This window comes from Antarctobacter sp., assembly GCF_034670325.1.
Lineage (GTDB): Bacteria > Pseudomonadota > Alphaproteobacteria > Rhodobacterales > Rhodobacteraceae > Antarctobacter.
On the sequence record NZ_JAXMNR010000001.1, the window covers coordinates 605,371 to 625,063 of the forward strand.

The window sequence follows — 19,693 nt, forward strand, 5'->3', positions numbered from 1 at the left end:
TTACCAAGTTTTTTCGCGTATTCACCGCGCCGCCGAAATCTGCGCCTGTCTTTGCGCTTCTTCTTGGTCCAAATACTCAATCCTACCGCGCCACAGGCGGCTCAGTCGGACAACAGCCGCGCCACCATCTTACTGTTGGGGTCTGCCAGCGCGTCGATCACATCGAAATGATGTTTGTCTGCCTCCATCACCAGCCCGCTCTCCCAGACCTTGGACAGTTTACGCGCCTGATCCAGCAAGGCGGGGCGTTCGTCGGCCCCGACCCAGACCGTCACCGGACAGGCAGGCGGCGGCGAGAAGATCGGGCTTTCGGCCCGGGCCTCTGCGGCGTCGATGCGCAGGTCCGCGTTCATCGCGGTTTGCATCAGGGGCCGCAGGTCCGACAGCGGCGAGATCGGCAGGATATGGGCCAGACGCGCGGCCACATCCGGCTCCAGCGCCGATGCCATGCGCGCCACCAGATGCCCGCCCGCCGAATGCCCGGTCAGCCGCACCGGCCCCGGTATCTCAGACGCCGCCACGGTCACGGCACTGGCGACCTGCCGGGTGATGTCGGAAATGCGCACCCTCGGGCAGAGGTCATAAGACGGCATCGCCACCGCCCAGCCCTGCGCCCGCGCGCCTTCGGCCAGATGGGACCAGCTGGACCGGTCAAAGCGCAGCCAGTACCCACCATGCACAAAGACCACGACCCCCTTCGGAGTCGCATCCGGAAGGAACAAATCCAGCGCGCAGCGCGTTCCATGACCGTACATCAGCCCAAGACGCGCCCGTCCCGCGACCGACAGCCGCTTGCGATAGGTCTCGGCGGCGGCGGCCCAGCGCGGGGGATAGGCGTCACTACCCGGGATATGGGCCGCATTGGCGTAGGCGTCTGTCAGGTCCATCACTTTCTCCATTTTGGCCCTATACTTCCTCTGCAACGGGTGTTTTGCCTTGGGCAAGACCTGCACGGAGGATTAATCGAATGCGCGACGATGCGACCAATCTCAAGAGCCTTCTGAAGGACCCCAGCCTGCTGGAGCCACGTGCCTACGTCAACGGCACATGGATGAACGGCGATGCCACTTTTGACGTCACCAACCCGGCGCGCGGCGACGTGATCGCCGAGGTCGCGGACCTCAGCCGCGAGGACGTGGCGCGCGCCGTGGACGCTGCCTATGCTGCACAAAAGGACTGGGCCAAGTGGACCGGCAAGGAACGCGCCGCTGTCCTGCGCAAATGGTTCGACCTGATGATGGAAAACCAGGACGACCTTGGCACCATCATGACCGCCGAACAGGGCAAACCGCTGGCCGAGGCCAAGGGTGAGATCGCCTATGGCGCCAGCTTTGTCGAATTCTTCGGCGAAGAGGCCAAGCGCATCTACGGTGAGACAATCCCCGGCCACCAGCGCGACAAACGCATCACCGTGTTGAAACAGCCCATCGGCGTGGCCGCCAGCATCACGCCGTGGAATTTTCCGACCGCGATGATCACCCGCAAGGCCGCCCCGGCGCTGGCGGCAGGCTGTGCCTTTGTCGGTCGCCCGGCCGCTGAAACCCCGCTGTCGGCCACCGCGCTGGCCGTACTGGCAGACCGTGCGGGCATCCCGGCAGGGGTGTTCAACATCGTAACCTCGTCTCGCTCGTCTGATGTGGGCAAGGAATTCTGCGAGAACCCCAAGGTCCGCAAACTGACCTTCACCGGCTCGACCGAGGTCGGGCGCATCCTGCTGAAGCAAGCCGCCGATCAGGTGATGAAATGCTCGATGGAACTGGGCGGCAACGCGCCCTTCATCGTGTTTGACGACGCCGATCTGGATGCCGCCGTCGAAGGTGCGATCCTGTGCAAGTTCCGCAACAACGGCCAGACCTGCGTCTGCGCCAACCGGATCTACGTGCAGGACGGCGTCTATGACGCCTTCGCCGAGAAACTGGCGGCGGCGGTGGGCAAGCTTAAGGTTGGCGACGGGCTGGAGGCGGGCACCGATCTGGGGCCGCTGATCAATCAGGGCGCTGTCGACAAGGTGCGCGAGCATATCGCCGATGTGACCACACATGGCGGCACCCTGCTGTGCGGCGGCGAGGTTCAGGAGGGCACCTTCATCACGCCCGCCATTCTGACCGGCGTCACGCAGGACATGAAGGTCGCACAGGAAGAAACCTTTGGCCCGATGGCACCGCTGTTCCGGTTCAAGGATGAGGACGAAGTGATCGGGATGGCCAATGACACCATCTTTGGCCTTGCCTCCTATTTCTACGCCCGCGACCTCAGCCGCGTCTACAAAGTGGCCGAGGCGCTGGAATACGGCATCGTCGGGGTGAACACCGGCATCATCTCGACCGAGGTCGCGCCCTTTGGTGGCGTCAAGCAATCCGGCCTTGGCCGCGAAGGCAGCCACCACGGCATAGAGGACTACCTTGAGATGAAATACATCTGCATGAGCGTGTGATGAACGGCCTCCTCGCGCCCGATACCGGCCCGTCGCAACGCGATCTTGCGGCATGGCGCGAGGACGCCCGCCAAGGCGAAGGATCGCCCTGGCTCAAGGCGGCGCAGGCCGATGCGCTGGCCCGCTACGCGCTGAAATTCGGCGAGGGCGTCCATATGATGGAGGCCATCGCCCCCCGCTTTCGGGAACCGCCCCGTGACGTGTCCTGGGAAATCCTGGGCGACGACCCCGAGGGTCAAAACTGGGACGACCACCGCGATCCGCAACGGGCCTATGCGCTCTTGCAACGGAAATTGGGCTGGGCGCGCCGGGACGGGGCGGTTCTGCACTACAAGATCTGGCTCAGGACAGCGGGCAGCTAGACCCGCCCCCCGGCAACCGACAGATCTTTTCTTTTTCATCAATTTCTTCTGTCTGAAAATATCCCGGGGAGCGCGAGGGGCTGGCCCCTCGCTCCTGAAAACGACGCCCGCGCGCCGCTGACAGACTTGCGCGCCTGCCCGCATCCCGACATTCTGCGCGGGGGCCGGCGATGGCGTCGCCACTTGTGCGCCCCTATTCCGTCCTGAACGCCGGGATCTAACTTTGCCAGCGCGGCGAGGAAAGATTTGCCGCGCCTCAGGAGGATCATCATGCACCGTCCGCAATTCCACCGCTTTCATCAGGGGCAGCGTGTTCTCCCCTTCACGCCGCAAGAGTATGACGCCCGGCTGACGGGCCTGCGCCAGACTTTGGCACAATCGGGGCTGGATGCGGTTGTGCTGACCTCGATGCACAACATCGCCTATTTCTCGGGCTTTCTCTATTGCGCCTTTGGCCGTCCCTACGCCCTTGTCGTGACGCCCACCGACAGCGTGACCATCAGCGCTGGCATCGACGCGGCGCAGCCGTGGCGGCGCGGGCACGGGGATAACATCACCTACACCGACTGGGAGCGGAACAATTACTGGCGGGCGATTGCCTCTGTCACCGGCCCGGACAAGGCGCTGGGATATGAGGCCGATCACATGACGTTGGCGCAAAAGGCGCTGATGGATGACTTCTTGCGCCCCACCCGCGCAATCGACGTGGCCCCCGCCACCATGCGCCAGCGGATGCACAAATCCGCCGCCGAGATCGACCTGATCCGCCACGGCGCGCAGGTGGCCGATGTGGGGGGGTACGCGATCCGCGAGGCGATCAAACCCGGCGTGCGGGAAATCGACGTGGCCATGGCGGGCCGTGACGCGATGGAACTGGAAATCGCCACACGCTTTCCCGAGGCCGAATACCGCGACACATGGGTCTGGTTCCAGTCCGGTATCAACACTGATGGCGCGCACAATCCGGTCACGTCCCGCCAATTGCAGCGCGGAGATATCCTCAGCCTCAACACCTTCCCGATGATCTCTGGCTATTACACCGCGCTGGAACGCACGCTGTTTGTGCAAGAGGTCGATGGTGCCAGCCGTGCGATATGGGAGGCCAATGTGGCCGCTCATGAATACGGCATGAGCCTGCTGAAACCGGGCGTGTCCTGTGCCGAGGTGACAGAGCAGATCAACACATTCTTCGCGGAACGTGACCTGCTGCAATACCGCACCTTTGGCTACGGCCACAGCTTTGGCATCCTGTCGCATTACTATGGGCGCGAGGCGGGTCTGGAGCTGCGCGAGGATATCGACACGGTTCTGGAACCGGGCATGGTGATCAGCATGGAGCCGATGCTGACAATCCCAGAGGGTGCGCCCGGCGCGGGCGGCTACCGCGAACACGACATCCTGATCATCACCGAAGACGGCAACGAAAACATCACCGGCTACCCCTACGGACCGGATTTCAACGTGGTCGGCTAGGTCCGCCACCGTCGGCGCGGGCGGGTGTAGGGTGGGTTTTCAACCCACCGCCACCGGCCGCGCCGACGAAAGCCCAAAGTTACAGACCGAAATTCGCCATGTCGGCGAAGTCCATCGCCTCCAGCAGGGGCCGTGTCTGGTCCGGGTCGCCGTCGGTCTGCACTAGGATACGGTTCGCCACCAAGGCCATCATCTGCTTGTCCTGAATGGCGAATTTCTGACGCTGGATGCGCTCTGTCTTCATACCCATGACGGCGGCATTGGCGATCATGCCCGACATGCTCATCACCATCGGATTGTCCGCCATCAGCGTGATCTTGACTCGCGCGCCGCCCGCGTCGGTATAGGTGGCCTCTGCGCCGACACCGCCACCCATCATCGCCAGCCCGGTGCTCATCTCGGTGTTGACCTCGCGGGTCCAGCCCTCGGGGGCCTCGGGCAGAAAACTGCCAAGGCTGGCGATCTTCATGTCCAGCAGCGCGCGGCGCGCCATGTCCAGCTCATCAAGGGCGTATTGGATGTCGCCATCCTGATAGGCCTTGAGCGCGGATTCCATCAGGTCGGACACATCGTCGGCCTGCGCTGGCAGGGCCAACGTGGACAGCATCAGAACGGCAAAAACACGGGTCATGGAAATCTCCTTACTTGGAATGTCTCCGGCCATCCTGTCAGACACGCCAGCACTCAGGCAAGGTCGGGTATCGCCTTGCCGTTGAATTGGCGGCATTCAGCCCCCATGCTTCAGAATATGATCGCAGATCTCCTTTTGCCCGCCTTGGGCCTGATGCTGCTGGCCGTCCTTGTCGCCCGCGGGGTCGAGGTTTTGGTGCCGGAATCCCTGGTTGGCCTTGCCGCGATGGCGCTGGTCTCGGCGCTGCTGTGCTGGGGGCTGGCCTCGGCCGGGTTTGCCCTGCTGTATGTTCAAGAGGACGCGCGGATTCTGACGCTGCTGGGGGATGCGCCCACCGCCTCTGCGGGGCATTTCCTGCGGCTGGGGGGCCGTGCCGCGTTGATCTGGGCACCGATCCTGTTGCTGGTGGTCACCACCGCGCCGCGCCGCTGGAAGACCGCCGTCTGGTGACCCGTCTGCGCCAGTCTGCCGTGCTGTACGGCTTTCGCCGCATTCCCCGTTGATTTTTGCCGCCACCCGTATCACGTCAATAACAGGAGGTGGGGCATGTTCGCACTGGCGCGGTTCCTGATCATGGCGGCGGTCGTGCTTACGGTGGTCTATGGATCACTGTGGTTCTACCTGAGGTCGCGGCGGCGCGATCTGCTGGAAATCGACTGGGCCGCCGACCCGTCCGAGACCCGAAGTCAGGACGATTACGTGCGCGACGGTCTGGAAGACCACGACAAGCGGCGGCATCGGATGCTTGTGCTGCTGGTCTACATCGTGCCTCTTTGCCTTGTGACCCTCATCGTGTATCTGACCAACTTCAACTAAGAGGCGCCGCACGCATGAAATACGTGAAATGGACCCTGATCGTTCTGTTCTGGACGCTTGTGGCGGGGTTTTTGCACTACACGCTGCCGCAACATGACGTGGTGCGGATCACCGATACCTATGAAACCCGCGTGAATCCGGGTGAGAACCGCTGGTTCTGGACACAGGCCGATACCGGCGACGATCCTCTGGCCCCGCGCGACGTGTTCTTTATCCAGACCCGGCGCGCCAACGATTCGATCATGGTCTATCGGAACGAGGACACCGGATGGGGCTGGCCGCCCTATTTCAAGTTCGACACCTCGAACCTGCAGGCAGAGGCGGCGGACCTGCGGTCGACCTCGGACAATCCGAAATGGGCGGTCATCCGGCACTATGGCTGGCGCAACGAATTTATCTCGATCTACCCCAACGCGGTGTCGATCCGCGCGGTGGACGGGCCGGACGTGACGATCATCCCGTGGCTGAACATCATTCTTCTGGGCGCGCTTGTGGCGCTGTTCTGGGCGCTGCGGGTACGCTGGCGGCGGTTCTGGTCCAACCGGGTGGACCCGGTGCTGGAATCGGCAGGAGACAAGCTGGATGAGGGCGGCGACCGCATCAGGGGGCTGTTCAGCCGGTCGAAATAGCGCGGTCAGCGTTTGCCGTAATACAGCCCGACCACATGTTCCGCCTGTGCAAAGAACAGCCAGCGCGACACCAGAACGCCCGCCACGTGGGACAGCACCGCGACCACGGCCAGCAGATGCCCGAAGGGCAGCAGCAACAGGATTGCAGGCAAGACCGCCATCAGGACCAGCGCAATCAGGCGCAGTTTTTGCCCATGCTTGCGCCCGACGACAAAGACCATCTCGCGCAGCAGGTAGTTAGAGCCGGTGTGCGGCGGTTCAAAGGCGCGGACCTTGCCGATGTGGCCGAGGCCCGTGGCGCTCTCGATCGTTGTGCCGGAGGCCGCCAGCCGTTGATCCCCCGCCAGCCACCAGCCCGCCTGCGCCAGCGCCGCCAGACCGATCAGAACAAGGCCGGTGGTGACACGGCCCGACAGCAGCGCGCCGCCACCCAGCGCGTAAAGCTGGAACAGCACCGGCGTCGACCAATGGTGCCAGCGCGGCACGGTTTTGAGCTGGGTATAGATCATCGAGGTGGTGAACACGGTGGCCAGACAGAGCGCCGCGCCCAGCCAACCCAGAGCAGTGATCTGAAGGCCGAAGAACACCAGCAGCGCGGCGTAGACCCCCATGACGGTCAGCGCCGCGACCGCCATCCATGCCTCACGCGAGAGCCAGCTTGACCGCCACTGGGTAAACGCCTTGAGCGCACGTTCGGGGCGGCCAAGGTGCAGGGCCGAGGCCATCAGCCCGCCCACCGCCAACAGGTAGCCGATCAGAAAAAAGGCAAAGGCGACCCAGCCGGTGGGCGCTGTCAGGTCGATCCCCAGCCAGAACAGCAGGCCAAGGCCGAGGCCGGACAAGGTGGTGAAGGCAATGATGGAGGGTGCCGGATGCATCAGAGTTTCTCCAGCGTCTTGTCGATCCACGCGAGAAAGCCCTTTGGCTCTTCGGCCACTGGCGCAAGGAAGGGGGCCAGCACGTCGACCTCTCCTTGCCAGGTGTCCTTGGGGCGCGGTGGCAGGTATTTGTTGACGGGTTTGGTGCCTTGTTCGGGCATCAGGTCCATGCCGCCCCGTTCGGCAACCAATTGGCTCACGGCGCTGTCGGGATCGCCCAGATCGCCGAAATGCCGCGCGCCTGCCGGGCAGGTGCGCACGCAGGCCGGGGTGCGGTCCTCCTCTGGCAGGTTTTCATTGTAGATGCGGTCGACACAGAGGGTGCATTTTTTCATGACGCCTGCGGCCAGATCCAGTTCCCGCGCGCCGTATGGGCAGGCCCATGCACAGAGCCCGCAGCCGATGCAGTCACTCTCATTCACCAAAACGATGCCGTCCTCGGTGCGTTTGTAGCTGGCACCCGTCGGACAGACGGTGACACAAGGCGCGTCCTCACAATGCAGGCAGGATTTGGGGAAGTGGATCAACTGGGCGGGAGCGTCTTCGGGCTGCACCTCATAGCTGTGGACGCGGTTGAGGAAGGTGCCCGAGGGGTCCGCGCCATAGGGCTGCTGATCCGACAGGGGCGCGCCGTAGTTTTCGGTGTTCCAGCCCTTGCAGGAGATCACGCAGGCATGGCAGCCGACACAGGTATCCAGATCGATCACGAGGCCGAGTTTGCGGTCGGTGGTTTCGGGAAGGTTGGTCATTGCTTGCCCCCGGTGATCCAGCGGAGCCGCTGACGCGGCACAGGTTTTAGTATGAGGGGGCGCTGCCCCCGTCTTCCTGCGGTCGACTCCCCCGGGATATTTTGGGACAGAAGAAACATCAGGACGGTGTCTTCCATGCCAGTTGATCCGCGCCTTGGCCAACGGGCGAAGTGAGTGCGTCGAAGGCGGGTTGTGCCTCTGTCGGAGGGGCGGTTTTTTCGATGCGAACGCGCAGGTCGAACCACGCGGCCTGCCCGGTGACCGGGTCAGAGTTGGACCACCTCAGGCCATCGCCTTTGGGTGGCAGAAGTTCGTGGATGATGTGGTTGAGAAGGAAGCCTTTGGTCGCCTCAGGCGAGTCTGGTTTCAGCGCCCATGCGCCTTTGCGTTTGCCGATAGCATTCCATGTCCAGATCGTATCCGGGTTGAGCGCGGCCATTTCCGCCACAGGCACGGTGATGTCGCCGTGCGGCGAGGAGATGCGTGCCCAATCGCCATCCTTTAGGTCATGGTCACGCATCAGCCGAGTGGGCAGGTACATCGGGTTGCAACCGTGCAGTTGCCGCAGCCACGCGTTCTGGCTGCCCCAGCTGTGGTACATGGCCATCGGGCGTTGGGTGAGCGCGTGGACCGGGTAGCTGTCGGGGTCGTCGGTATCTGGCGCATACCAGATTGGCAGCGGATCGAGTTTATGGGCGATCTGCGCGCGCAGGTGTTCAGGGGGCAGGATGTCGCCCTTGCCCTCTCCGGCGCGTTGGAAGCGGCGCAGGGGTTCGACGTAGATCTGGAAGATGTAGGGGGTTGCTGCATCGAAAAGGCCGGTTTTCACAGCCCAGTCCTGATAGGCGCTGTTCCACGGTTTGTAATACTGCGCCTCTTCGGGGATATGGATCGCGTTGAAACCGCCGTTTGCGATGTAGCTGTCGATCTGCGCCGCGTTGGGCGCGCCGCGCCCGTGGGTCAGGCCGCTGTCCGACATTCGCCAGCCCGCAAGCGGGCCGATGCCCGGTTTGCGTTCGTGGTTTATGATGTAGTCGGCGTAGTCGGCGTATTTCGGCGCGCCGGTGTCGTCGACCATGCCGGGCAGGCCAAGTCGCGCGCCGAGGTCCAAGAGGACCGATTGAAAGCCGCGCACGTTGCGGTCCGGTTCCACCACCGGCCAGCGGATTGCATCGGCGGCGGCGTCGGGTTCCGAGATCGGGCGATCCAGCAGCGAGATACAGTCGTGCCGTTCAAGGTAGGTGGTGTCGGGCAGGATCAGGTCGGCGTAAGCGACCATTTCCGACGAATAGGCATCCGAGTAGATAATGTTCGGGATGACGTAATCGCCGTTCTCATCCGTGTCGGTCAGCATCTCCATCACGCCGCTGGAATTCATCGAGGAATTCCACGCCATATTCGCCATATACAGGAACAGCGTGTCGATCTTGTAGGGGTCGCCCGCGTGGGCGTTGGAGATGACCATATGCATCAGCCCATGCGCGGACATGGGGTTTTCCCAAGTGAACGCCTTGTCGATGCGTAACGGGTTGCCATCGGCGTCCAGCGCCAGATCCTGTGGTCCGAGTGGATAGCCAAGGTGTGGACCGTTCAGGGGCTTTCCGGGCGTTGCCTTGGCGTGCGGGCGGGGGTGCGCCTCGGACGGTTTTGGGTAGGGCGGTTTAAAGCGCATCCCGCCCGGCGTTTCGACCGCGCCCAGCAGGATTTGCAGCACATGCAGCGCGCGCGCCGTCTGGAACCCGTTGGCATGGGCAGAGATGCCGCGCATGGCGTGGATCGCCACCGGGCGTCCGATCATTGTCTCATGCCGTTCACCGCGGAAGTCGGTCCACGGCTGGTCGAGGGTAATCGCCTCGTCAAAGGCGACGCGGGCCAGTTCGGCCGCCAGCGCGCGAATACGGTCGGGCGTCAGGCCGCAGCGGTCTGCCACCGCCTCTGGCGCGTAGTCGTCTGACAGATAGCGGTCGGCGATCAGGTGCATCACAGAGGTATGCGTGACTCCGGCACGGCGGATGTGGCCGGTCAGGTCAGGACGCACGCCGGGGGTGTCCCATGCGGTCAGCTTGCCGGTCGGGCGGTCGATCACCTGCGGCTTGCCGTCCTCATCGCGCAGGAACAGGCCGAAGTCGGGCGATTTGGGATCGCTGTTCAGCAGCACCGGCGCGTTGGTGAACTGCGCGAGGTAGTCGAGGTCGATCTTACCCGCTTTCAGCAAGCAGTGGATCAGCGACAGGATCAACAGCCCGTCTGTGCCGGGCGTGATCCCGATCCAGTCGTCGGCGACCGCATTATAGCCCGAGCGGATCGGATTCACGCCGACGATCTTGGCCCCGCGCGCCTTGAGTCTGCCGATACCCATCTTGATCGGGTTGCTGTCGTGATCCTCGGCCACGCCGAACAGCAGGAACAGCTTGGCGTGTTCCCAATCCGGCGATCCGAATTCCCAGAACGCGCCGCCCATGGTGTAGATGCCCGCCGTGGCCATATTGACCGAGCAGAACCCGCCATGCGCGGCAAAGTTCGGCGTGCCGTAGTTTTGCGCCCACCAGCCGGTGAAGCTTTGCGATTGGTCGCGCCCGGTGAAAAAGGCCAGCTTTTCCGGGGCGGTCTCGCGCAGCGGTTTCAGCCATGAGACGGCGGTTTCCAGCGCCTCATCCCAGCTGATTTCCTCAAACTGGCCGGACCCGCGCGGGCCGGTGCGTTTCAGCGGGGCGCGCAGGCGTGAGGGCGCGTTGTGCTGCATGATGCCCGCGCTGCCCTTGGCGCAGAGAACGCCCTTGTTGATCGGGTGATCGCGGTTGCCCTCGATATAGGCGACCTTGCCGCCTTTCATGTGCACGTTGATGCCGCAGCGGCAGGCGCACATGTAGCAGGTGGTCTTGCGGATCTCGTCCGAAACCTTGGGGGATGTGTCAACCTTAGGCTGCGTCATGTCCGCTCTCATGTCCCCTCCCATCGGGCTCCGGACTGTCGCGCACCGGATCATACATCATTCGTATATCAATTCCGCCGATCTGCAAGTATCGCCCGATCCGTTTCGGTTTCTGCAAAAAACCAAAGTCAATTTCCCAAATAGCGGCGAAAATCCGGGCGGTTGGTATGCCGGCCCCTTCTGCTTGATCATTGCCCCATTGGTCCGGCACTGTCACCGGAACGGGGAGAGGGAGAGGGCCGCACATGGGTGTTTTGGACCGCGTATATGAACAGGCAAAGGCGCGGCGCGCCCGCGTGGTTTTTCCCGAGATGGCTGAGGCGCGCGTGGCAGAGGCCTGCGCACGCCTGAAGGCCGAAGGACTGGCCGACCCGGTCGGGTTGATCGACTCGACAGAGGCGATGGTTGCCGCGCTGGTCGAGGGGCGCGGCCTCAAGGAACCCGTGGCGCGGCGGATGCTGGAGCGGCCGCTGTACCGCGCCGCCGCCATGGTCGCGGCGGGGGAGGCAGAGGCCATGGTGGCGGGGGCCGACGCGCCCACGCGGCGGGTGATCGAAGCAGCCGCCATCGGGATCGGTCTGGCGGAGGGGGTTTCGCTGCCGTCGTCGTTTTTCTTGATGATCCTGCCGGATGGGCGCGAATTGATCTTTGCCGATTGCGCGGTGAACGTCGCCCCGGATGCTGACGGGCTGGCCGCGATTGCGCTGGCCTCAGAGGCCACGGCTAAGGCGCTGTTGGGCAGGGCGCAGGTGGCGCTGCTGTCGTTTTCCACCGGGACCAGCGGCGCGGGGGACAGCGTCGACCGGGTGCGCCGCGCGGCAGAGATCACCGGATTTCCCGGCCCCGTGCAGGCGGACGCGGCGTTGAACCCGGTGATTGCCGCGAAAAAGGGGTTGGGCGCGGGGGATGCCAATGTGCTGGTCTTTCCGGACCTCGATTCCGGCAATATCGCGTACAAGCTGACGCAGGAATTGGCCGGGGCGCAGGCGTTGGGGCCGATCCTGCAGGGATTCCGTCGCCCGGTCTGCGACCTGTCGCGCGGCACCACCGTGGACGACATTGTCACCGCCACGGCGGTGACGCTGGCGCTGGGCTGATCGGTCATGCCATGACCACCAGGTCGCGCGCGGCCTGTGCAATCACGCGTTCCTCTTCGGCGGGCAGAACCCAAGCCGTGACCTGCGCGCCGTCGTCGTGCAGGCGCGGGGCGTGCCGCGCGTTCTTGGCCGGGTCATAGCGCGCACCGGCCCATGTAAGGCCATCAAGGATACCGGCGCGGATCGTGGCCGAATTTTCGCCAATGCCGCCGGTGAAGACAACGGCATCCAGCCCTTCCATCGCGGCGATCAGGCTGCCCGCATGGCGGCGCGCCCAGTAGATGAAATGGGCGATGGCAAACCGGCTGGCGGGATCGTCACGGGCCTCTAGCGTGCGCATGTCGGACACGCCGCCCGAAAGGCCCGTCAGCCCGGACCCGTGGTCCAGCAGGTGGCGCGCGCCGTCTATCCCACGTTCCTCGGCCAGCCGAAGCACGACACTGGGGTCGATACTGCCGGACCGTGTGCCCATGGTCAGCCCGTCAGTGGGCGAATAGCCCATCGTCGTTGCCACGCTTTGCCCGCCGCGAATGGCGCAGGCAGAGGCCCCGTTGCCAAGGTGAAACGCCAGCACGCGGTCGGGTAGCGCACCGTCGAGCCTTTGCAGCCGCTCCACCAGACCGGCATAGCTGAGGCCGTGAAACCCATAGCGCCGCAGTCCATCCTCGGCCAGTTCCGGCGGCAAGGCATAGCGCAGCGCGACCTCTGGATTGGTCGCGTGAAATCCGGTGTCGAAACAGGCCACCTGCGGCAGGTCGGGGGCCAAGGCGGCCAGCGCGTCCATAGCGGCAAGATGGTGGGGGTTGTGCAAGGGGGCCAGCGGCGTGCAAAGGGCAATCTCGTCCCGGACCTGCGGCGTGATCCGCACCGGCTGTGTCAGGCGGGGACCGCCATGCACCACACGGTGCCCCACCACGCGCAGGTTGCCCAGCAGCACGCCCTGCGCATCCAGCGCCTCTAGCAGCACCGCCAGAGCCGCGCGATGGTCGCGTGCCTCGACCTCCTTGCGCAGCACGCCAAGGCGCAGTGTCGCCTGCGGCCCCAGCCCCTCGACCCCGCCGCGCAACACCTCATGCAGGGCGCTGTCAAAGACCGCGCATTTGATCGATGACGACCCGACGTTCAGGACAAGGACGTCACCACACGTCGGGTCACTCATGGATTATTCCGCAGCTTTCGCAGGCTGTTGCGGAACCATATCGGCGGCATTGATGCCTGCGACAGAGACCGGTTTCTTCATCGCGTCGCGGCGGAACGGCTCTCCCAGTTCCTGATTGATCATCGCCTCGATCAGGGTGGTTGTGCCGTGCTCCATCTGCTCCTTGATCGCAGTGTTCAGCGCCTCCGTCAGTTCGTCCATCGTGCGCGTGACGACACCTTTCAGACCGCAAGCCTTGGCGATCCCGGCATAGCTGACCTGTTCATCCAGTTCGGTGCCGACAAAGTTGTCGTCGAACCAGAGGGTCGAGTTCCGCTTTTCCGCGCCCCATTGGTAGTTGCGGAACACCACCTGCGTGATCGCGGGCCAATCCCCGCGCCCGATGGCTGTCAACTCATTGACCGCAATGCCGAATGCACCGTCTCCGGCAAAGCCCACCACCGGCACGTCCGGGCAGCCGATCTTGGCCCCGACAATAGAGGGAAGACCATAGCCGCAGGGGCCAAAGAGGCCGGGTGCAAGGTATTTGCGGCCCTCGTCAAACGACGGGTAGGCGTTGCCGATGGCGCAGTTGTTGCCGATGTCCGAGCTGATGATCGCCTCGCGCGGCAGCGCGCTCTGGATGGCGCGCCATGCCATGCGGGGGCTCATCCAGTCGGGTTTGTCGGCGCGAGCGCGCTGGTTCCATGTGGTGCCGGGATCGTCGTCCTCATGGGTCATCTCTGTCAGTTGCTGCGCCCAGCGCGACTTTGTCTCTGCAATCTTGGCCTTGCGATCGGCGCGGCCCGCATCGCCCGCCGTATCGGACAGTTGCCCAAGGATGCCGCGCGCCACCTTGGCCGCGTCCCCCACGATGCCGACGCTGACCTTTTTGGTCAGGCCGATGCGGTCCGGGTTGATGTCGACCTGAATGACCTTTGCGTCGTTCGGCCAATAGTCCATGCCATATCCCGGCAGGGTCGAAAACGGGTTGAGCCGGGTGCCCAGCGCCAGCACCACATCGGCGTCCTTGATCAGGTCCATCGCCGCCTTGGAACCGTTGTAGCCCAGCGGCCCGGCGAACAGCGGGTGTCCGCCGGGGAAGGCGTCGTTGTGCTGGTAACCGACGCAGACCGGCGCATCCAGTCGTTCGGCCAGCGCCATCGACGCCGCGATTCCGCCCGCTGACAGTACCACGCCCGCGCCGTTCAGGATCACCGGGTTCTTTGCCTCGGACAACAACGCCGCCGCCTGCGCGACAGAGTTCTCACCGCCGGAGGAGCGTTCAAAGTCGATCGGCTCGGGGATCTCGATGTCGATCACTTGGGTCCAGAAATCGCGAGGGATGTTCAGTTGCGCCGGTCCGCTGGCGCGCTTGGCCTGCGCGATCACGCGGGTCAGCACCTCTGCCACGCGGGTAGGGTCACGGACCTCTTCCTGATAGGCGACCATGTCCTCGAACAGTTTCATCTGTTCGACCTCTTGGAAACCGCCCTGCCCGATGGTCTTGTTCGCCGCCTGCGGTGTGACCAGCAGCAGCGGCGTATGGTTCCAGTAGGCGGTTTTGACGGCGGTGACAAAATTGGTGATGCCCGGCCCGTTTTGGGCGATCATCATCGACATCTTGCCGGTGGCGCGGGTGTAACCGTCTGACATCATTCCGGCGCTGCCTTCGTGGGCGCAATCCCAGAACTTGATCCCTGCCTGCGGAAACAGGTCGGAGATTGGCATCATGGCAGAGCCGATGATCCCGAACGCATGTTCGATCCCGTGGCGCTGCAGCACCTTCACAAAGGCTTCTTCGGTGGTCATTTTCATAGGCCGCGTTCCCCAAGCAAAGGCGCCGGCAAAAAGCGCCGGCGGTTTTGGGGCAATCTACCGGCGGCTTACGCCGCCGGATAGGGCCAGTTGAAAAGGCCGCTTAAGGCCAGAGTGGGATTACAGCCGCGACAGCAGTTCCGACTTCTTCGCGGCAAACTCATCTTCGGACAGAATGCCCATGTCACGCAGGTTGCCCAGCTTTTCCAGCGCGGCAAAAATCTGGTCCGAATTGCCGCCCTGTTGGGCGGGGGCCGGGCTCTGCTCCATCGGGGCAGGCTCACGCTGTGGCTCTGGCTGCTGGATAGGCTCGGGTTCGGCAAAGACCGGTTCGGGCTGCGTGCTGAACGACGGCTCTTGCGTCGATGCACCGGAATTTTGCCCCGAAACAATCGGCAACTGGTTCAGGTAGACGGTGCCGTACTGGCTGGTGAAGGTCCAGCTGGCATCGCCCGACTGCTGCTGACCGACGCCGCCGATCAGGTGATCGCCGGTGTCATAGACGGTGACCTGACCGTTCAGGTTCACGGCCAGCCGCCGCGACTGCGGGAAGATGGCGTAGCTGAGATTGTTCTGCGAGCCTTGCGACGATGGCTGGCCCAGATCGGACGGCCACCACGAGCCAAAGCTGCCACCAGAGAAGGTCATCGACGCGCCGCCCTGCTGCTGCCCCTGATAGCTGCCCTGCGGCTGCGGTTTCGGCGCGTAGAACGAGCCCTGAAAATAGGCGTTTGCGATCTCGCCACACAGGTTGTTGACCGTGTTCTTGAGGCCGTTGTTGAACATGTCGCCGACCATGGTCATGCCGCCGGACTGCCATTGGCCCATGCCGCCCAGTTCGGGAATGTTGAACTGCGCCTGCGAGCCGCCGCCGCGCGAAACGGCGTCCATCATGGACTGAACGGCGTCAAGGCTGAGGCCATAATTCTGGCTCAGGCGGGATTGCACGGCTGCGCCGTGGTCGGTGAGGGGGGACATGTTAAGCTCCAGCCGATTCTCGGCATCAAAAGGTTTCGCTGCGCCGTAGCATGAACATGCTCAAAGGGCCACCCGCCCCCGGTTACAGCGCCGTCCAGACCCCAATTCCGCCGACGAGGACCAGACTGACCGCCCAGAGAACGTCCAGATTGAACCAGCCTTTGGTCAGGAACTTCAATCCGACCCAGTGATATATCGCCAGCGCCAGTACGCCCCCCGCCACCGCCATCGCCGCCGTATGCGCCAGAGCAACTCCCAGAGCGGTGCCCGCATGCGCGGTCATCAGCTCGGTCGCGGCGACATGTCCAGTGTCCATCGTGTCCAGATCGCAAAGGCCAAGGTAGATCGGCACCAGCATCAACCCCGCCCCATGCGCCAGCGCCGCCAGAAACGACCACAACGCCAGCCGCCCCGGTGGGACGCGGGCCAGCATCCGGGGATGCCGCCGATTGATCAGCAGGTAGACGCCCATCGCCATGACCAGAAGGCCCGCACCGATGCGAATCTCACGTTCCCACGTCACCAGCGACACCATCGCTGTGAACGGCAGCAGGATCGCGGCCATGGCCACAAAATGTCCCGCCGCCAACAGGCCCAGCGCCCGCCAAAGCGCCACGCGCTTGCGTTCCATCAGCGCGGCGGACACGGCCAATGGCCAGCCCATCCCCGGGTTCACCCCGTGATAGACACCGGCCAGCAGCACAGCGCCCCACAGCGCGAGGTTCGAGGGGATCATACCCTGTATCCCAACGCGACCCCGCCCCGGGCCCGACCCGGGGCCTCGTGTGCGCCAAGAGGCCCCGGGGCAGGCCCGGGGCGCGTGCCTTGTCTACTCAAACGTTGGGATAGCAGAAACTGTCGGTCGAACAGTCGCCGCCTTCCAGCCGGATCTGGTGGCTGCGATAGCCCTCGGGGAAGTCGACGCAGAAATTTTCATCCAGCGTCAGCCCGCCGTTTTCGCCCACGTGCGCCATGACCATCGCCGCCCCGCGTTCGCCGGGATAGAACTGGTCGTCCCATGTGGAATAGAGCGAGTTGGTCCAATACACACGTTTGCCGTCGCGGCTGATCTCGACCATCTGCGGGCCATAGCCAAAGGGCTTGCCGCTGGGGTGCGGCGTCTTGCGAACAATCCCGCCGATCTCGACCTTGCCCGCCAGCTTGGGGTTCATCGGGTCCGAGACATCGTATTGATGCATCTCTCCCTGCCCCCAGCAGGCGACGTAGAGGTATTTGTCGTCCAGCGACAGGTCGATGTCCGTCACCAAGGCAGGCACCGCACCGAAGCCCTTCAGCAGATCGGGCAGATCGTCTGCATCCGCCGGTTGCGGGTCGATGGTGATGGTTTTCTTGGCCTCAAAGGTGCCATCGTCCTTTTGCCACCATGTAAAGATCGCGCCTTGCAGGTTGGTGGTGTCCACCACCACACCGCAAAAGCCGTGCTTTTTCGCCGGATCATGGGCAGGGCGGATTTCCAGCGCCATCTGGTGGTTTTCGCCCAGATCGATGGTCTGGACGTTCTTGCGCTCACGCAGATTCCAGAAGTGGATGGAATGGCCGTATTTGTTGCTTAGCAAGTCTTCGGCCACGATGCCGTTTTCGAACTGCGGCGGCAGGCCCCATTCTGACGACACCATGTAATCGCGCGGCAGGTTCCACCAGAAATCATAGTGCTTGTCCTGCTTGCCGCGATCCATCTCATAGCGGCCCAGGATCTCGAAGGTCTCGCAATCGAGGATGAAGATTCCCGGTGGGCCGTCGGTGCCATCCTTGCCACCGCCCCCCAGCGTCGAGACATAGATGCCTTCGGGGCCACAGTGGATGGTGTGCGGGCGCGAGTAGCCGGTCTTGGCAAAGACCTCTTCGGGTTCGATGATCTTGTGAATCTTCGCCTTCAGCGGCTCTTTCACGTCGATCACGTAAATGCGGCTGGACCGGATGCCAGGAATGATCAGATAGCGCCGCTCCAGAAATGCGTGACCGGTCAGCGGCGACAGGGCCGAAGAACAGGCGTTCCAGCCGAAATGGTGAAACTCATCCCCCTTATAGGGCATCATAACGGTATGGAGGATCTGGCCGTAGCTGTCCGAGGACGGGTCCACATCGACGACCGCCAGCCCGTCGGGTTGCGAGAAGTCGGGACTCAGCATCAGCGTAAAGGCCAGCGTTTCGACCGGTGCCTCCATCGCCATCTTTGCTGTCGGATGGAATGTCGGGTCAGGTTTGAAAGATTGATTCATCTCGTTTCTCCTCCCAGAAAAAAACGAACTGCCGCCAAGGGCCGAATTTGCAGAACAGATTTGTGCGAACACGGCGCCAGTAGGCACGGGCATTTCCGCGCCGTCAACCGGAGACTGCGACGCCGCGTCGCAGCATGCAGGACAGCGCCGATGATGCTGCTGTCAGGCGGCCGAGGCGGACAGCTCCGCGCGCTTTTGCGCAACTGCATCGCGTAGCAAATCGGCGGTTGTTCGCCCCCAGACATCCCAGTTCAGCCGCGTCTCGAATTCCTCACGCGCTGACCGGCTGAGTCGGGCATAGGCCTCGGGGTTGTCGAGATATCCCAGGATTTTCTGCGCGAAATCGACCGCTTCGGCACCGGGCGGCAGGGCGTGGCCGGTGATTCCATCGCGGACCGGCACGCCGCCAACCCGCAGGCAAAGCGCGGGCAACCCGTGCGCCGCCGCCTCGCAAAAGGCGAAACCGTAGGATTCGAACGAGGGCATCACCATGAAATGCGCCTCTGCCAGTGCGGCGTTGAACAGCGCCAGATCAGCCGGAACCGCCTTGTTCAAATGCGGATGCACGGTGACATGCGCATTGCGATAGCATTCGGGCGGCTGACAGCCGATCACCGTCAGCCGGGCATCCACGCTTTGCGCGCGCAGGGCCATCATCGTGTCGAACGCCTCTGGCCCGCCCTTGGCAAACCAATCCCGCCCAATCACCAGCAGGCGGACCGGCGCGTCGCGCCGCAGCGCGGTCGGCGCGGGTGGTGGCGGGGCCGCGATGTTCGCCCCCCAAGGCACCAGATGGCTGCGCGCCGCGTCGATGCCATAGCGCGCGGCCACCGCGTCTTTCAGCCAGAGCGAGGGCCACAGCAACAGGTCCGCCTGCGCCAGCGCCGCGCGCTCGCGCCGCTCGACCCAGTTGTCCAGCAGGTGTCCCAATGCAAAGTGACGTTTGTGCGCCTGCCCCACCTCAGACAGGCGATAGACAGTCTGCGTCGCGTCCGAGGTAAAGGCCGTGACCATATTGGCGGGCGTACGCACCCCGGCCAGCGCGTGTAACGCATAGGCTCCAAACAGGACATCGTACCTGCCGCGCCGCAGCTCTGCCTCGACCTTGCGCGTGATCATCCGGCGCAACGCGTAATGCGCCCGCCACCGCGCGCGCAGGTTCACCGCCTCTGGCATCGCATGGATCAGCCGCCGAACGGGTTCGGCCAGCGCCCAGGTCTGCGGCAGGATCGTCACCTCTCCCGCATGTCGGCGCAACGCGTCAAAGATCCGCGCGTTGCCGCCAGAGTACAGGGTCCGGTCCAGTGGTGACATGTCACACAGATAGGCAATGCGAAGCGGTTCGAGACTCATTCCTTCTCCCGGCTGTTCGGGTTTGCCACTCCATGCTAGCACAAACCGGCAATTTTGCGGCCAAGCGTCGTCCATTCCGGGTTAACGCCTGCTGGCAGCGCGCCGCCGCCGATTTCATGCTTTTGCTGCAATGCAGCCGCGACTTTGCCATTGGCGATTGATAGG

Annotated in this window: 18 protein-coding genes; 7 read left to right on the forward strand and 11 right to left on the reverse strand. The window is 63.8% G+C overall.

Annotation, left to right across the window (positions count from 1 at the left end):
• Positions 1 to 101: 101 nt before the first annotated feature.
• A complete protein-coding gene (locus VOI21_RS03005) occupies positions 102 to 887 on the reverse strand; it encodes an alpha/beta hydrolase (RefSeq protein ID WP_323767543.1) in 786 nt (261 codons plus the stop codon).
• 80 nt (positions 888 to 967) lie between these two features.
• Here VOI21_RS03005 and VOI21_RS03010 point away from each other — a divergent pair, with 80 nt between their 5' ends.
• The 3 genes from VOI21_RS03010 (at position 968) to VOI21_RS03020 (ending at position 4,269) form a co-directional block, all read left to right on the forward strand.
• The gene (locus VOI21_RS03010) at positions 968 to 2,434 is read left to right on the forward strand and encodes an NAD-dependent succinate-semialdehyde dehydrogenase (RefSeq protein ID WP_323767545.1); all 1,467 of its coding nucleotides are present in this window, start codon (positions 968 to 970) and stop codon (positions 2,432 to 2,434) included.
• Positions 2,434 to 2,796, forward strand: a complete 363-nt coding sequence (locus tag VOI21_RS03015; RefSeq protein ID WP_323767547.1) for a hypothetical protein — start codon at positions 2,434 to 2,436, stop codon at positions 2,794 to 2,796. Before VOI21_RS03010 ends, VOI21_RS03015 begins: the two co-directional genes overlap by 1 nt.
• Before the next feature lie 270 nt (positions 2,797 to 3,066).
• Entirely contained in the window at positions 3,067 to 4,269 is a 1,203-nt protein-coding gene (locus VOI21_RS03020; protein WP_323767549.1) for an aminopeptidase P family protein, read from the forward strand.
• 79 nt (positions 4,270 to 4,348) lie between these two features.
• Here VOI21_RS03020 and VOI21_RS03025 read toward each other — a convergent pair whose 3' ends face one another.
• Positions 4,349 to 4,900: a hypothetical protein gene (locus VOI21_RS03025; protein ID WP_323767551.1), complete on the reverse strand. Its 552-nt coding sequence runs from the start codon at positions 4,898 to 4,900 to the stop codon at positions 4,349 to 4,351.
• A gap of 117 nt (positions 4,901 to 5,017) precedes the next feature.
• On the opposite strand from VOI21_RS03025, the gene VOI21_RS03030 reads away from it, so the two are divergent.
• From VOI21_RS03030 to VOI21_RS03040, 3 genes are all read left to right on the forward strand, one after another.
• On the forward strand, positions 5,018 to 5,350 hold the full coding sequence (locus VOI21_RS03030) for a hypothetical protein (protein ID WP_323767553.1): 333 nt from the start codon (positions 5,018 to 5,020) through the stop codon (positions 5,348 to 5,350).
• Between the two features lie 96 nt (positions 5,351 to 5,446).
• The gene (locus VOI21_RS03035) at positions 5,447 to 5,716 is read left to right on the forward strand and encodes a hypothetical protein (RefSeq protein ID WP_323767555.1); all 270 of its coding nucleotides are present in this window, start codon (positions 5,447 to 5,449) and stop codon (positions 5,714 to 5,716) included.
• Between the two features lie 14 nt (positions 5,717 to 5,730).
• Positions 5,731 to 6,345, forward strand: coding sequence for a DUF1523 family protein (locus VOI21_RS03040; protein WP_323767557.1), 615 nt, complete (start codon positions 5,731 to 5,733; stop codon positions 6,343 to 6,345).
• A gap of 5 nt (positions 6,346 to 6,350) precedes the next feature.
• Here the strand turns inward: VOI21_RS03040 and VOI21_RS03045 are convergent, their stop codons facing one another.
• The 3 genes from VOI21_RS03045 to VOI21_RS03055 all read right to left on the reverse strand — a co-directional run bounded on the left by VOI21_RS03045 (position 6,351) and on the right by VOI21_RS03055 (position 10,904).
• Entirely contained in the window at positions 6,351 to 7,223 is an 873-nt protein-coding gene (locus VOI21_RS03045; protein WP_323767558.1) for a dimethyl sulfoxide reductase anchor subunit family protein, read from the reverse strand.
• Positions 7,223 to 7,972: a 4Fe-4S dicluster domain-containing protein gene (locus VOI21_RS03050; protein WP_323767560.1), complete on the reverse strand. Its 750-nt coding sequence runs from the start codon at positions 7,970 to 7,972 to the stop codon at positions 7,223 to 7,225. Before VOI21_RS03050 ends, VOI21_RS03045 begins: the two co-directional genes overlap by 1 nt.
• Positions 7,973 to 8,090: 118 nt before the next feature.
• Positions 8,091 to 10,904, reverse strand: coding sequence for a molybdopterin oxidoreductase family protein (locus VOI21_RS03055; RefSeq protein WP_323767562.1), 2,814 nt, complete (start codon positions 10,902 to 10,904; stop codon positions 8,091 to 8,093).
• A 245-nt stretch (positions 10,905 to 11,149) separates the two neighbouring features.
• Here VOI21_RS03055 and VOI21_RS03060 point away from each other — a divergent pair, with 245 nt between their 5' ends.
• Complete coding sequence (locus VOI21_RS03060) at positions 11,150 to 12,001, forward strand: phosphate acyltransferase (RefSeq protein ID WP_323767564.1); 852 nt, start codon at positions 11,150 to 11,152, stop codon at positions 11,999 to 12,001.
• Between the two features lie 4 nt (positions 12,002 to 12,005).
• Here the strand turns inward: VOI21_RS03060 and VOI21_RS03065 are convergent, their stop codons facing one another.
• From VOI21_RS03065 to VOI21_RS03090, 6 genes are all read right to left on the reverse strand, one after another.
• Positions 12,006 to 13,160, reverse strand: coding sequence for an acetate/propionate family kinase (locus VOI21_RS03065; RefSeq protein WP_323767565.1), 1,155 nt, complete (start codon positions 13,158 to 13,160; stop codon positions 12,006 to 12,008).
• A 3-nt stretch (positions 13,161 to 13,163) separates the two neighbouring features.
• The gene (gene xsc / locus VOI21_RS03070; RefSeq protein WP_323767567.1) at positions 13,164 to 14,957 is read right to left on the reverse strand and encodes a sulfoacetaldehyde acetyltransferase; all 1,794 of its coding nucleotides are present in this window, start codon (positions 14,955 to 14,957) and stop codon (positions 13,164 to 13,166) included.
• A gap of 120 nt (positions 14,958 to 15,077) precedes the next feature.
• Positions 15,078 to 15,935 (reverse strand): SHOCT domain-containing protein, encoded by an 858-nt coding sequence (locus tag VOI21_RS03075; protein ID WP_323767569.1) that lies wholly within the window; start codon positions 15,933 to 15,935, stop codon positions 15,078 to 15,080.
• Positions 15,936 to 16,017: 82 nt separating this feature from the next.
• Complete coding sequence (locus VOI21_RS03080; protein ID WP_323767571.1) at positions 16,018 to 16,671, reverse strand: hypothetical protein; 654 nt, start codon at positions 16,669 to 16,671, stop codon at positions 16,018 to 16,020.
• Between the two features lie 97 nt (positions 16,672 to 16,768).
• Positions 16,769 to 18,175 (reverse strand): selenium-binding protein SBP56-related protein, encoded by a 1,407-nt coding sequence (locus tag VOI21_RS03085; protein WP_323767573.1) that lies wholly within the window; start codon positions 18,173 to 18,175, stop codon positions 16,769 to 16,771.
• 162 nt (positions 18,176 to 18,337) lie between these two features.
• The gene (locus VOI21_RS03090; RefSeq protein ID WP_323767575.1) at positions 18,338 to 19,528 is read right to left on the reverse strand and encodes a glycosyltransferase family 4 protein; all 1,191 of its coding nucleotides are present in this window, start codon (positions 19,526 to 19,528) and stop codon (positions 18,338 to 18,340) included.
• Positions 19,529 to 19,693 lie beyond the last annotated feature (165 nt).